Raw genomic sequence first — 14,722 nt, 5'->3', positions numbered from 1 at the left:
CTGTTTTCGCTGCTGACCTCTAATAACCATGCGGGTTTCAGTGTCGATTTCGCCAAAACTCTTGTGGTGGCACGTTTTTGACCATAAAACCGTTATTTGACATGCACTATATGCCTGATAAAGTGACGGCATGTTTGTCAAAGTCACCAAGTCCGGCAGCCGCCGTTACGTTCAACTGGTCGAGTCTTACCGGGGGGAGGATGGGCGCGTCAAAAAACGCACCGTCGCCACCCTCGGACGGCTTGACCAGATTGGCTCGGAGCTCGAGTCCGTCATTTCCGGCTTACTGCGCCTGACCGGTCGTTCCATGCCTGACCATGTCGCACCGACCTTCGAATCGGCCCGTGCACTGGGTGACGTTTGGGCGTTGACCGAGCTTTGGGAAGAACTGGGCTTTGGTCAGCTGCGCAAAGCCTTCCGCCGTACCCGCCACAGCATCGACATAGAAGCCTTGGTTCGGGTGATGGTGCTTAATCGACTGTGCGACCCCGACTCCAAGCTCGGTGTGCTGCGCTGGCTGGAAACCGTCAGCCTGCCTGGCATCGTTGCCGAAGCCATCGAGCACCAGCACCTGCTGCGTGCGATGGATGCCTTGATCGTGCATCAAGACGCCGTCGACCAGGTCGTGTCTGCGTTGCTACGTCCGCTGCTCGATCAGGAACTGGCAGTGGTGTTCTATGACATGACCACCATCCGTGCCGAAGGCCTGTCGCAGCAGGATGGCGATGTGCGCAAATTCGGCATGGCCAAGGAAGGCGTGATCGCCCGCCAGTTCATGCTCGGCGTGGTGCAGACTGCCGACGGCATTCCGCTCTACCACGAAGTGTTCGATGGTAATACCGCCGAAGTCACGACGCTCAAGCCGACCATCGAGAAGGTGATCCAGCGTTTCCCGATCCGGCGTGTGATCGCCGTCGCCGACCGTGGGCTGCTGTCCACCGACAACCTGGCCGAATTGCAGGCGATCAGCCTGCCGAGCGGTCAGCCGCTCGAATTCATCCTGGCGGTGCCGGGGCGCCGCTACTCCGACTTCGTCGAGTTACTGACACCGTTTCAGCAGGCGGATTGCCTGAATGCAACCCAGGAAGTCACCGGTGAGCTTGAATGGGAAGGCTTGCGCCTGATCATCGCGCATAACCCGGAAACCGCCGCTGAGCAAGGCGCACAGCGCGACCGTCTGATCGCCGAGCTGGAGCGGAAGGCAGCCGAATGGACCGGCAAACTCGATGCGCAAGATGCCGGCAAACGTAGCCGAGGCCGTAAGCTATCGGATGGTGGCGCGCGGGCGCGTTTCTACCATGAGGTATGCGAAGCACACTTGGCGCGCATCGTCCGCGTCAATCTCAAGAGTGAGCTGTTCAGCTACGACATCGACGCACAGGCGCTGGCGCATGCACGGCTGATGGACGGCAAACTCCTGCTGGTGACCAATACCGCTGATCTGAAGCCCGACGAAGTCATCGAGCGCTATAAGTCACTCGCGGATATCGAACGCGGCTTCCGCGTGCTGAAGTCGGAAATCGAAATCGGACCGGTCTACCACCGGCTGCCGGACCGTATCCGTGCCCACGCCATGATCTGCTTCATGGCTTTGGTTCTGTATCGAGTAATGCGCCAGCGCCTTGCTGCCAGTGAAAGTAGCCTGTCGCCCGAACGGGCGCTATCACTGCTGCGTCGGATTCAACACCACCGCGTGACCTTGAACAACACTCAGCCAATCTCGGGGATCTCATCGATTAGCCAGGAACAAACCAGCATCCTGTCTGCTTTGCAGGTCAAGAAACCGACCGCCAGCAAGCAGTTGCCCCTTCTGTAGGGTAGCGTTTCAAAACTCACCCTATAAGAATCAATGGTTTGCGCGTTTAACTGTCGAACTCGGGTAACCAAGACACGCGGCGCACGCCCGTGCTTCCTGGGCAGCTTTCGTAGTGGTGTTGGTAGCGTGCCACTGTCAGCCTTACAAGGCTGCCTTTTCCTTGGCATGGGTCGCGGCTGCTTCACGCTTGGCCTGCCACTCTGTTTCCTGAGTAATCAACACGTTGCTGCATTTCCCTGATCTCTGCGTAGGGGCGCCATAGGCATTCGCGCAAATTTAAATAGGTATCGTTATCGTTCTTGTTTGTATTTAGTTCTGCATATGAACAAAGTAGCTTGACTTAAATATTTGGATGATCATTAATTAGTTCATGGACCGAACTAAATAACAACCGACGAGGGCACAAGAAAACATGAGCGGGATACTGTCAGAGTCGGCGCTCGGGCGCCAAGTCAATGGCCAAATGGTTATGGACTGCATCATCCAACACGGGCCGATATCGAGAGCTCAGGTTGCCAAAATGACCGGTTTGTCCAAGCAGACCGTTTCCGAATTGGTATCGATGCTTGAGGAGTGCGATTGGGTACGTCAGGTGGGAAGCGTGCAAGGACGTCTCGGACGAACTGCCGTTACCTATGAACTCAATCCCTGCGCAGGGTATGTGGCCGTAGTCGACCTGGGGGGAACCCAGCTCAAGCTCGGCATTGCCGACATGGCCGGTGAATTTCTGGAGGAAATCCGGGCGCCCCTGACAGATGGTGGAGCTCATGTGGTCGAGCAGTTGCTGTCGAACCTGGCTGAGCTGCTGGAAAAGCACGACATCCCGCGTAGCAAGCTGTTGCAAGTGGTGGTGGGCGTGCCGGGTATCGTCGACCGAAAAACGCGCAGTGTGCATCACGCCCCCAACCTCCCCGCTCTTCCAGGGGGGGGGCTGGAAACGGTATTGCGCGGGATACTCGCCGTACCGGTTCTGCTGGAAAACGAAGTGAATCTGGCGGCCATCGGGGAGTCTTGGCGCGGCAAGGGGCAAGGTCAGGGCAGTTTCATTTTTGTCGCCGTCGGTACCGGCATCGGCATGGGGGTCATGCTCGATGGGATGCTGTGGCGTGGAGCGCGTGGCGGTGCAGGAGAAATCGGCTACATGCCGGTGTTGACGGACGAAGAAATGGACGAAGCAGCGAGACGCCATGGTGCGTTGGAAAGCGTGGCGAGTGGCCAAGCCATCCTTCGACTCTATGGCGAGGCTAGTCAAAACCCCTGTATCGATCTGCCGCAGGTCTTTGATCTAGCGGCTTCTGGAGACGAGCTAGCCCTGCGGGCAATCGACAGAGTTGCAAGAAGTTGCGCCAGGGCGATCGGTGCAAGCGCCAGCGTGTTGGACCCGGAGTTATGCATTCTGGGAGGCAGCATTGGAGGGCGCCCAGAGATGCTGGAGCGGGTGCGTTACTGGCTGGCCGAGATGATGGAAGATCCGCTGCCGGTCGATGCCAGTTCACTGGGCAAACGGGCAGGCTTGCTTGGCGCGCTCGCGCTGGCCCTGCGAGAAGTGAATGGCCGTCATTTTTCACCGCAACTGCCTGAAAGCATCAAACATTCCGAAACTTATTTGAACATGGAATCAGTCATTCAAATGGATTGAATCCCCGTGATTCATGCCATGAGAAATGGCTCGAGGTCGAGCCGCCGCTAATCTCACCCAACCAAGAGAGGCAATATGGCAACGATACGTATTGGCATCAACCCGATTACCTGGACCAATGACGATGTGCCGGAATTGGGGGGCGACACGCCGCTGGAAGTGTGTTTGAGCGAAACCAGACAGGCCGGCTATGCCGGTAGCGAACTGGGGGGCAAATTTCCGCGGCAAGCGGATATCCTGCGCCCGATCGTGAAAGCCCATGGGCTGGAGATTGTCTCTGGGTGGTATGACGGAAGGATTGCCGAGAAGGATGTGGATGAAGAATTTGAGGCGATCTTGCCGCACCTTACCTTGCTCAAGGAGATGGGCAGCAAGGTGGTCGTGTATGCCGACACAAGTTTCGGCCGTCACGGCGCTATCCATGACCCGGCTTCAGTCCGCCCCGAGTTGCCACATGGAGATTGGGCTGGCTATGGCCGGAAAGTAACCAAATTGGCAGAGAAAATGGCCGATTTCGGGGTGCGCATGGGATATCACCATCATATGGGGACGGTTGTCCAGACCGATCAGGAAGTTGATCAGTTGATGCGCTATACGGGCGAGGCTGTCGGTTTGTTGTTTGATACAGGCCATTGTCTCTATGCCGGCGGCGACCCTTATGCACTGGTGCTCAAACATGCCAAGCGTATCAATCATGTCCATTTAAAAGATGTTCGTAAGCCGGAACTCGATAAAGCACTGAAAGAAGACTTGAGCTTTATGGAGGCTGTCATGAACGGCATCTTCACCGTTACCGGCGATGGCATGGTCGATTACGACAATATCTTGAGGGTGCTGGCCGAGCACGATTACAACGGTTGGCTAGTGGTGGAGGCCGAGCAGGACCCCGCTAAAGCCAATCCACTGCAATACGCGACGATGGGATATCGCAATACCAAGGAGCTGGCTGAAGGCGCTGGGTTCACCGTTCAAGCATGAGATTTACGATATAGCAGCAGATTCAGCAGCACAATTTAGAAAAGAGGCAAGGATATGCAAAAGAAATTGCGTGTTGGTGTCTTGGGGGCTGGATTGATTGCTCAACTCGAGCATATTCCCAATATTCTGAAATTGAGTGGTCTGTATCAACTGGTCGGAATTGCCGATGCTTCGGCAACGGTCCGTGAGTTTTTCAAAGACAGGAATTTGCCAGTTTTCGAATCTCACCAGAAGTTGCTGAGCCAGGCAGAGCCGGAAGTCGTTTTTGTTTGTTCGCCGGATTGTTATCACGCGGACATGGTGATTGATGCTTTGAACGCCGGTTGCCATGTGTTTACCGAGAAGCCGATCTGTTACAGCCTGGAGGACGTCGCCCGCATCAAACAGGCGCGCGATGCCAACGGCAAGATTGTGCAGGTCGGTTATATGAAGCGTTTTGACCCGTCTTACCAGTTGCTGCACGACATGTTGCCCGACGATGGCGCAAAACTGCGTATGGTGAGCGTCGAAGTGTGCGACCCGGATTCCTGGCCTTTCCGGGAGCATCAGGGTGAACTGGTGTTTGCCAATGATATTTCCCCGGCCATGCGCGATGACTTCAAGGCGCGCCAGAATGCCCAGATTGCCCAGGCGCTCAATGGACAACCCGACGAAAACAGTTATCGAGGCTTTGCCGGCGCCTTTTGCTCGAGCCTGGTGCACGACATCAATGTCGTCCACGGCTTGCTGCAAAAGATGAATGTCGACACGGAGTGGATCGAAGGAGCGTCATTCTTTGCCAACGGCGATGGCGGGCAGGCCTCCGTACGGCTGAATACGCAAACCGCCCTATGGCAGATGATGCACCTGACCGTGCCGCAGGTAGCCGAGTACCACGAGCGTATCACCCTGTATTTCGACGATGCGGTGTATCACCTCGAATTTCCATCACCCTATCTGAACCATTTCCCCGCTCGGCTCACCGTATGGAAGTCGGACGGGATGCATTCCCAAAAAACCGAGCACCGGGCCAACTACAAGGAGGCCTTCGTCGAGGAGCTCAAGTATCTCTGGGAGACGATCGTCAACCACAGCCAGCCGCTCAATACCCTGGAAGATGCCGAGCGGGACACCCGACTGCTTGTGGCAATGGGACGTGCAGCATTGACCAATGAAACCCGTGCGATTTGAGGGGGAGATATGAAAAAGCTAAAAGTGGCGGTAATTGGTGCCGGCGTGATTGGAAAGATGCACATCGCCAATCTAGCCAAGGGGATTCCCGGGGCGGAACTGGTTGCGGTGGCCTCACCGTCGATTGCTAAGCACCAGGAGTGGCTGTCCGGCCAAGGGGTCGCCAATCAATTTGCCGACTACAAGGAAATGTTGACTAAGGTCGAAGTCGACGCCGTGTGCATTTGTTCGGCAACGACAACTCATCTTGAAATCGTCAAGCATGTGGCCACGCTCGGCAAGGCGATGTTCTGCGAAAAACCGCTGGATGTCGATTATCATCGCAGCAAGGAAATTGCCGAAATCGCCAAGCAGGCCGGCGTGCCGTTCCAGGTCGGATTCAACCGACGCTTTGACACGCAGTTCCGCCAACTGCACCAAGTCGTGAGCAACGGAGAAATCGGCACGCCGCAAGTGGTCAAGATCACCTCGCGCGAAGCTGAACTGCCGCCGCGCGGCGCACTGAAGACGGCCGGCAATGTGTTCATCGACATCCATGTGCACGATTTCGATATGGCCCAGCACCTGATGGGTGACACCATCGAGCGTGTTTATGTCGAAGGCGGCGCAATTGCCGATCCGTCGCGGGCCGATGAAGAGGGGTTCGTCGATACCACTGTGATCACCCTCAAGTTCGGCCGGGGTGGGGTCGGCGTGATCGATTGCTCGCTTCTCGCCGTGTACGGCCACGACCAATTGGCCGAAGTGCTTGGCTCCAAGGGCCTAGCCAAAATCCATAACACGACTCCAACGACGGTCGAAACCTTCACAGAAGATGGCGTGAAGCGAGACAAACCGCATTTTTCCTGTCTCGATCGTTATCCAGCATCGTATGCCAGTGAATTAACTGCTTTCGTGGATTGCGTACTGAATAACAAGCCCATTCCGGTCGGGGCAAAAGAGTGCCTGAACGCCGAGCGTGTAGCACTCGCGGCCGACATCTCTTATCGGGAGCAACGCCCAGTTTACGTCAGAGAAGTTAACTGAGGGTTCTTTCTGTTTGCTTGAAGTCTGGGAAGTCCAATAAAAGGAGGAGATGCATCATGAAGTCACGTGCTAAGAGCTTTCTGTTTCGCGGTGTGCTGGCTGCCTTGTTTGCTTCGTCGGCTGTCATGACGGCTCAGGCGGCTTCTGCTGATAAACCGATTCGTATTGCCTTCGTCACCCACGGTCAGGCCGGCGACTCTTACTGGAATGCTCTGAAAAAGGGGATGGAGGACGCGGCAAAGGAGACTGGAGCCAAGGTCTCTTACCAGGCCCCCGAAACATTTGATCCTATTGCCATGGCACGCATGATCGATGCAGCCGTCGCTTCGAAAGTCAACGGACTGGTCGTGACGGTGCCTGATGCCAACGCATTGCAGAAGTCGATCAAAGCGGCTGATGCAGCAGGCATTCCCGTGATCGTGGTTGACTCAGGTGAGGGCGATGTCAAAAAGGTCGGTGCCAAGTTTTATGTCGGGAGCGCTGCCGAGTACGAAGCAGGCAAACTGGCAGGCGAGCGTTTCAAGGCCGCAGGCGCAAAAAATCCGATTTGCCTCAACCATGAAGTCGGCAACGTAGCGATCGATGACCGCTGCCGTGGCTTCAAGGATGGCATGGGCGGCAATGCACCGGTCGTGGCCATGACCATGGACCCGACCGATGTCACCTCGCGCGTTGGTGCCTATCTGGCCAGCCATCCGAACACCGACGGCATCCTGGCAACCAGCTCCAGCGTGGCCAATGTCCTGATTGGCGATCTGCGCAAGAAGGGAACCCTGAAGAAGTACAAATTCGCCAGCTTCGACGTCTCGCCAGAGCTGCTCGATGGTGTGGCGAAGGGGGATGTCTTTTTTGCCCTCGATGCCCAGCAATACATGATGGGCTACCTGCCCGTAGTCATGCTCAACAAGCAAGCAAAATATGGCTTGCTGCCGCTCAACAATGTCTACACCGGGCCTCTGTTCGTGAACAACAAGCGCGAAGCTGAACAGGTCCTCAAGCTCAGCAAGATGGGCTATCGCTGATTTTATTTCGGTGTTGACCATCACGATGGACAGGTTGCCTGAGTGCCCAGGCAAGGGGGGACTGTTTTCTCAGTTGGGATCTGTTCGTCGTGCGGTCGCAATGACAAGGGGCATGAAATGAGCAAGATGGTTAAGGTTGGTATTGTGGGTTTGGGCCGCATCGGCAAGAACCATGCGCGCAATCTTGCGCGGCGAGTCCGCGGGGCGGAATTGCTGGCTGGCGCGAGCCCGGTGGCCGAAGAGCGTAGCTGGGCGCAACAGGAGCTTGGCGTAAGCCGGCTGTATGCAAACATGGAAGCGCTGCTGGCTGATCCGGACGTGGATGCGGTATGGCTGGCCACGCCGACTTCGTTGCATGCCGAGCAGATCGTCTCGGCGCTGGAAGCAGGCAAGCACGTGTTCTGCGAAAAACCGTTGGCCCTCACCCCGGATGAGTGCGAACGGGTGCTGCAGGCGGCCGAAAAGCATTCCCGTCAGACGGTGATGATCGGCTTCATGCGTCGCTACGACCCGACGTATGTCGAAGCCAAGCGGCTGCTGGACAGTGGTGAGTTGGGGCGGCTGTTCCGGCTGCATTGTGCTTCCCTCGATGCTATCGACACCAACGGTTTCTTTGTGCAGTTCGCGCCGACTTCCGGCGGGCTGTTTCTCGACTGCAGCATTCACGATATCGACGTCGCCCTGTGGATGACCAATGGCGCCAAGCCAGTATCGGTTTCGGCAACGGGCATCCGCGCCATGTACCCCGGCTTGGCGGCCTGCAACGATGTGGATACGGCCACGGCCACGGTGCTGTTCGAGAACGATATTCTCGCCACTTTCCATGCTTCACGTACATCACATCATGGTGATGAAACGTCGCTGCAACTAGTGGGGACCGACAGCTCACTATCTCTCGGTGTCGGTGGCACGCCGACCAGCGAGGTCAATGTTCAGAAAGGCAATGCCAATCACTGTGGCATGGTGGTGGATTTCTTTGCCCGCTTTGAACAGGCCTTCGTGCTGGAGGCGCAGGCCTTTATCGATGCGATCCAGCGCGGAGATACCCTGCGAGAGCGTTTGCTTGAGGCAAGGGAAGCGACCCGAATCGGGGTCGCCATGCGAGAAGCGCTGGAACAGCAAAAGATCATCACTCTCGATCACTAAAGAACGGTTTGCCGCTGTGACTAGCGTCCGCTCCTGGCCGGGTCGGCTAGGAGTGGTCCGCTGCGATGCGACACAGGTATTTCTAAATACCGTGCGGGCCGTACTTCAAAGGAGAAGCAAATGAGCGAAGCAAGTGCTGAATCGTCCAAAGCCATTCGGATCGAAAAAAAGGGGGCAGGCAGCGACGCTAGTCGACTAGCCAAGCAGTCTTGGTTTTCCCACGTGATGCATCGTCCGGAATCGGGGGCCGTATCTGGACTGGTGTTCGTCTATGTCTTCTTTGTCTTGTTTGCTAACGGCAGCGGCATGTTCAGTGCCGAAGGCCTGATGAACATTTTCAAGGTGTCTGCTGAGCTCGGCATTTTGGCGGTGTCGGTATCCTTGCTCATGATTGCCGGCGAATTCGACTTGTCGATCGGTTCAATGGTGGCGCTGGCCGGTCTGATCATCGGTGTCGGGGTCGCCAAGCTGGGATTATCGCTCCCTGTCGCGGTCATGATCGCCTTTGTATTCAGCCTGCTGATTGGCGCTTTCAATGGCTATCTCGTGGTCCGCACCAAACTGCCTTCGTTCATTGTTTCCTTGGCAACCATGTTCATCTTGCGCGGGGTTGCCGTCGCAGCGACGCGGATGTTGACTGGGAAAACGCAGATTTCATACGTCGTCAACGAACTTAACCAAAATTCGTGGGTGGTTTCTCTCTTTTCAGGACATCTGTTCACCGGGCTGTTCCAGACCTTGGCCGAACATGGCGTGATTGATATGCGCCCGGATGGTTTGCCGGCAGTGCAGGGCATCCCGATGTCCATTCTGTGGTGGCTGGCCATTTCCGCCCTGGCCACTTGGATGCTGCTGCGCACCCGCTTGGGGAACTGGATCTTTGCAACCGGTGGCGATCTGAATGCTGCCCGCAACATGGGGGTGCCGGTCGATAAGGTCAGAATCCTGCTGTTCATGTTCTCCGCAGTGAGTGCCACCTTGTTCGCCACCATCCAAGTGCTGGAATCGGGTTCGGCCGATACCTTGCGCGGTATCCAGAAAGAGTTTGAAGCCATCATCGCTGCCGTGATTGGTGGGTCTCTCCTGACAGGGGGCTATGGTTCTGCGATTGGATCGATGTTCGGTGCGCTGATATTCGGTACGGTGCAGATCGGTATGTTCTACACCGGCATCGATACCGACTGGTTCAAGGTTTTCCTGGGGGTGATGGTGCTGTTGGCAGTGCTGTTCAACGATTACATCCGCAAAATGGCCACGAGTAGCCGTTAATCGCGACGGGAGACAAAAAATGGTTCCAGTAATTGAGCTTGCCAAAGTCAGAAAAACGTTCGGCTCTGTGATTGCTCTTGATGGGGTGTCATTCGATGTCTATCCGGGTGAAGTGCATTGCCTGCTTGGAGACAACGGTGCGGGTAAGTCGACCTTGATCAAAGTGTTGTCCGGTGTGCATCAGCCCACCCAGGGCACGATCCGCATCGATGGTCAGGATGTGCAATTCAAGAGCCCGCGTGATGCTTATAAGGCGGGTGTGGCAACCGTCTTCCAAGATCTGGCGATGTTGCCGCTCATGAGCATTACCCGCAATTTCTTCCTCGGGCGTGAACCGACCAAAGGGCGTGGCATATTCCGACGCTTTGACGCCAAATTTGCCGATGTGGTGACGCGCAAGGAAATGGTGCGGATTGGCATCGATATCCGCGACCCGGGGCAGGCGGTGGGAACCTTGTCCGGGGGGGAGCGCCAGGGGTTGGCGATTGCCCGTGCCACCTATTTTGGCGCCAAGGTACTGATCCTGGATGAACCGACATCAGCACTTGGCGTACACCAGGCCAGCATGGTGCTCAAATATATCGACCAAGCCAGGAAAAACGGCATCGGAGTTGTGTTCATTACCCACAACATTAATCACGCGTATCCGATCGGCGACCGGTTCACCCTGCTCAATCGGGGCACCAGTCACGGCACCTTCAAGAAGGCGGAGATTTCTCGTGAGGAGATTCTGCGCGTGATGGCAGGTGGTGAAGACCTGGATGCACTGATGGAACAGTTGCCGGGCGTTGAGGCGTAGTGATTGGGATGGGCTGCCAATGAAAAATTCGATGACATTTGCGCAAGATCGCCCGTTGGATCTGATATGTCTTGGGCGGCTGCTGGTTGACCTTTATGCCACCGATATCGGTGCACGTCTGGAGGATGTGACGCATTTTGCAAAATACTTGGGGGGATCATCGGGCAATGTAGCATTTGGTACGGCCCGACTTGGACTGAAATCGGCCATGTTGAGTCGGGTCGGAAGCGACCAGATGGGGCAGTTTCTGATCGACACTCTGTCGGCAGAGGGATGTAATACCTCACAGCTAAAGCGCGACCCTGCGAATCTGACGGGCTTGGTGCTGCTCGGGATCAAGGATCGCAACAGTTTCCCCTTGCTGTTCTACCGCGACCATTGTGCCGACATGGCTTTGTCGGTCGATGATATCGACGAATCGTTCATCGCTTCGAGCAAGGCACTGGCCATCACCGGCACGCATTTTTCCCGTCCGGGGGTGCATGCCGCTGCCAGTCGGGCGCTTGAGTATGCACGCAGCCACAACGTGCGCACTGTGCTCGACATCGACTATCGTCCGGTACTGTGGGGCCTTACTGGGAAGGGGGATGGCGAGACCCGTTTTATCGCCGATGACGGTGTTACCGCACATTTGCAAGCGATCTTGCCGCAGTTTGACTTGATTGTCGGCACAGAAGAGGAGTTTCAGATCGCCGGCGGTTGCGACGACCTGATCGAATGTCTGCGCACCGTTCGGCGGCTGTCCGATGCGACCCTGGTGGTGAAACTCGGCGCCCGCGGATGTGTGGTGCTGGACGGCGCCATCCCGCAGCAGATCGAAGATGCTGCAGTACAACGCGGCATTCAGGTCGAGGTGCTCAATGTTTTGGGGGCCGGCGATGCCTTCCTGTCGGGGTTCCTGTACGGCTGGCTCCGCGGTGAGGATTATGCAAGCTGCTGCCGTTACGGCAATGCCTGTGGCGCGTTGGTGGTCAGCCGGCATGGCTGTGCTCCGGCCATGCCGACACCGGCTGAACTGGACTATTTTCTCGAGACCAAGCCGAAGCGCCCGGCCGAGGATGCCTGTCTCAACCATCTGCACCGGGTGACCGTAGCGCGCCCGCAATGGAATGAGCTGCTGGTATTCGCCTTCGACCACCGCATGCAATTGCTGGAGCTCGCTCAGCAAACCGGCCAGGCGGAGGAGCGTATTGGCCACCTCAAGCAACTGCTGGTCGAGGCTGTGGCCGAGGTTGAGCGAGACTACGGCTTGGCCGGCAAGATCGGCATCCTGGCTGACGATTGCTATGGCCAGGATGCGTTGAATGCCGCTACCGGCCGAGGCTGGTGGGTCGGGCGGCCGGTTGAATTGCCATTTTCCAACCCGCTCAAATTCGAGTGGGGGCGATCGATCGGCTCGCATTTGCTCAGCTGGCCGAAGGAGCACGTGATCAAGTGCCTGGTGCAGTACCACCCGGATGATCGGCCCGACAACCGACAGGAGCAGGAAGCGCAACTGCTGGCCCTGTATCAAGCTGCCCAGGTTTCCGGCCACGAGCTGTTGCTCGAGGTGATACCGCCCAAGCATCTGCCGCAAGAGCCGGATACCGTCTACCGTGCTTTGCAGCGATTGTACGATCTTGGCATCTATCCCGAATGGTGGAAGCTGGAACAACCCGCAGAAGCCATCTGGCCGGCCATTGATGAACTGATCACATTACGCGATCCACACTGCCACGGCGTGGTGATACTTGGGCTCAATGCGCCGGTTGAAACGTTGCGCCGGGGATTCCGCGCCGCCCGTGCGGCTAAGACTTGCCGCGGTTTTACCGTGGGGCGCACCCTCTTTTACGAACCTACCCGCAAATGGTTTACCGGGGAACTCGACGATGCAGGGTTGCGGCGTGAAGCGGCCGCCAACTTCGTGGCGTTGATCCAGGCCTGGCGCGAAGAAACCGGGAGGGCTGCCTGATGTCTACCATCCGACTGACCATGGCCCAAGCGCTGGTGCGCTACCTGGCCGCCCAGCATATCGAGATAGACGGTGAACGTCTGCCGTTATTCGCGGGATGCTTTGCCATCTTCGGGCATGGCAATGTTGCGGGCATGGGCGAGGCGCTCAGCCAACAGCGTGCCCGGTTCCCGACCTATCGGGCGCATAACGAGCAGGGCATGGCGCATGCTGCCATCGCTTACGCCAAGGCGCACTTCCGCCGTCGCATGATGGCGGTGACCACAAGCATCGGGCCTGGCGCTACCAATATGGTGACGGCCGCGGCACTGGCACACGTGAACCGCCTACCGTTGCTGCTACTGCCGGGGGACGTGTTCGTCTCGCGTGCACCGGACCCGGTCCTGCAGCAGATCGAGGATGGGACAGACGGCAGCGTATCGGCCAACGACTGCTTCCGTCCTGTATCGCGCTATTTTGACCGGATCATGCGACCGGAGCAGTTGCTGACGGCGTTGCCGCGCGCCATTGCCATTCTGACCGACCCGGCGCAATGCGGTCCGGTCACCCTCGCCTTGCCACAGGATGTGCAAACCGAGGCCTACGATTACCCTGAAGCCTTTTTCGAGGATCGCCTCGTGCGCATCCGCAGCATGCCGGCGGATGTGGAAGAACTGGAACTGGCGGTGGCCGCCATCCGTGAGGCGAAGCGCCCATTGATCGTGTCGGGAGGGGGCGTCCTGTACGCCAATGCCAGTGCCGCATTGTGCGCTTTTGCCGAAGCCTTCGGCGTTCCGGTGTGCGAGACCCAAGCCGGCAAAAGTGCCTTGCCCTGGCATCATCCGCTGCAGATGGGGGCCGTGGGGGTCACTGGCTCGCCCGTGGCCAACGAGCTGGCGCGTGATGCCGATCTGGTCCTGGCGATCGGAACCCGGTTGCAGGATTTCACTACCGGTTCGCACAGCTTGTTCGGCCAGGCCAAATTGCTGTCGATCAACGTCAATGCGCTTGATGCACTCAAATGGCGTGGCCAGTCGCTGATGGCAGACGCGAATTGGGCATTAATGCAATTGAATGCGCAGCTCGAAGGTACTTGGCTGGCCGATGCATCCTGGAGCGAACGTGCGCGCCGGCTGGCGCATGGCTGGCGCGAAACGGTGCAGAGCATTACCAACCGGCGCACGCCGCCCGGCCCGGATTACCTGCCCTACGATGGAGAGGTCATCGGTGCCGTGCAACGCTCGCATCCGGACTCCCCTCGGCACGATATCGTGGTCTGCGCCGCCGGTACCTTGCCTGCAGAGTTGCACAAGCTGTGGCGCGCTGGAGTGCCCGGTGGTTACCACATGGAATACGGTTTTTCCTGCATGGGGTATGAAGTGGCCGGTGGGCTGGGCGTGAAGATGGCCCATCCGGAGCGAGAGGTGATCGTCATGGTGGGGGACGGCTCCTATCTGATGATGAACTCCGAGTTGACTACTTCGGTGATGCTGGGTCACAAGCTGATCGTCGTGCTGCTCGATAACCGTGGCTACGGCTGTATCAACCGCCTGCAACAGGCGTGTGGCGGTGAACCATTCAACAACATGTTCGACAGTTGTCTGACCGGACCTGAAGGGGCACCCGAGATCGACTTTGCCAAGCATGCTGAAGCGTTGGGTGCAGTGGCCGAACATGTTGGGGACATCACTGCCTTGGAGACGGCCATGCTGCGTGCCCGGCAGAGCCAGCGCAGCTACGTGATCGTGATCGATACCGATGCACGGCGGACGACGCAAGAAGGCGGCTGCTGGTGGGAGGTCGCCGTGCCGGAAGTCTCGGAACGACCGCAAGTGCAGATGGCCCGAGCAGCCTACGAGGAAAAGCTACAGGCACAACGCCGCTAACTGACGTGCGGGCACCAGCAATAGCCGTGTTTGCATGGCGC

At 57.5% G+C, this 14,722-nt stretch carries 11 protein-coding genes; all 11 read left to right on the top strand.

Annotated elements, in window-relative coordinates:
- The first annotated feature begins 130 nt into the window (after positions 1 to 130).
- The 11 genes from QU481_RS16670 (at position 131) to iolD (ending at position 14,681) form a co-directional block, all read left to right on the top strand.
- Positions 131 to 1,816, top strand: a complete 1,686-nt coding sequence (locus tag QU481_RS16670) for an IS1634 family transposase (protein WP_289831079.1) — start codon at positions 131 to 133, stop codon at positions 1,814 to 1,816.
- A 412-nt stretch (positions 1,817 to 2,228) separates the two neighbouring features.
- A complete protein-coding gene (locus QU481_RS16665; protein ID WP_346432448.1) occupies positions 2,229 to 3,455 on the top strand; it encodes an ROK family transcriptional regulator in 1,227 nt (408 codons plus the stop codon).
- A gap of 75 nt (positions 3,456 to 3,530) precedes the next feature.
- On the top strand, positions 3,531 to 4,433 hold the full coding sequence (gene iolE / locus QU481_RS16660) for a myo-inosose-2 dehydratase (RefSeq protein ID WP_289831157.1): 903 nt from the start codon (positions 3,531 to 3,533) through the stop codon (positions 4,431 to 4,433).
- Positions 4,434 to 4,487: 54 nt separating this feature from the next.
- The gene (locus tag QU481_RS16655) at positions 4,488 to 5,603 is read left to right on the top strand and encodes a Gfo/Idh/MocA family protein (protein ID WP_289831156.1); all 1,116 of its coding nucleotides are present in this window, start codon (positions 4,488 to 4,490) and stop codon (positions 5,601 to 5,603) included.
- Positions 5,604 to 5,612: 9 nt separating this feature from the next.
- On the top strand, positions 5,613 to 6,629 hold the full coding sequence (locus QU481_RS16650) for a Gfo/Idh/MocA family oxidoreductase (RefSeq protein WP_289831155.1): 1,017 nt from the start codon (positions 5,613 to 5,615) through the stop codon (positions 6,627 to 6,629).
- A 56-nt stretch (positions 6,630 to 6,685) separates the two neighbouring features.
- Complete coding sequence (locus tag QU481_RS16645) at positions 6,686 to 7,651, top strand: rhizopine catabolism ABC transporter substrate-binding protein (protein WP_289831154.1); 966 nt, start codon at positions 6,686 to 6,688, stop codon at positions 7,649 to 7,651.
- Between the two features lie 117 nt (positions 7,652 to 7,768).
- On the top strand, positions 7,769 to 8,797 hold the full coding sequence (locus QU481_RS16640; protein WP_289831153.1) for a Gfo/Idh/MocA family oxidoreductase: 1,029 nt from the start codon (positions 7,769 to 7,771) through the stop codon (positions 8,795 to 8,797).
- A 120-nt stretch (positions 8,798 to 8,917) separates the two neighbouring features.
- Complete coding sequence (locus QU481_RS16635; protein WP_289831152.1) at positions 8,918 to 10,066, top strand: ABC transporter permease; 1,149 nt, start codon at positions 8,918 to 8,920, stop codon at positions 10,064 to 10,066.
- A 19-nt stretch (positions 10,067 to 10,085) separates the two neighbouring features.
- On the top strand, positions 10,086 to 10,865 hold the full coding sequence (locus tag QU481_RS16630; protein ID WP_289831151.1) for an ATP-binding cassette domain-containing protein: 780 nt from the start codon (positions 10,086 to 10,088) through the stop codon (positions 10,863 to 10,865).
- 19 nt (positions 10,866 to 10,884) lie between these two features.
- Positions 10,885 to 12,816 carry a bifunctional 5-dehydro-2-deoxygluconokinase/5-dehydro-2-deoxyphosphogluconate aldolase gene (locus QU481_RS16625; RefSeq protein ID WP_289831150.1) on the top strand — a complete coding sequence of 644 codons (1,932 nt, stop codon included), beginning with the start codon at positions 10,885 to 10,887 and terminating at the stop codon, positions 12,814 to 12,816.
- Between the two features lie 20 nt (positions 12,817 to 12,836).
- The gene (gene iolD / locus QU481_RS16620) at positions 12,837 to 14,681 is read left to right on the top strand and encodes a 3D-(3,5/4)-trihydroxycyclohexane-1,2-dione acylhydrolase (decyclizing) (RefSeq protein WP_289831149.1); all 1,845 of its coding nucleotides are present in this window, start codon (positions 12,837 to 12,839) and stop codon (positions 14,679 to 14,681) included.
- Positions 14,682 to 14,722: the final 41 nt, after the last annotated feature.

Source organism: Crenobacter oryzisoli (assembly GCF_030385785.1).
GTDB lineage: Bacteria > Pseudomonadota > Gammaproteobacteria > Burkholderiales > Chromobacteriaceae > Crenobacter_A > Crenobacter_A oryzisoli.
Note: the sequence above shows the minus strand (reverse complement) of the source record. Positions and strands in the feature narration are given on the sequence as shown.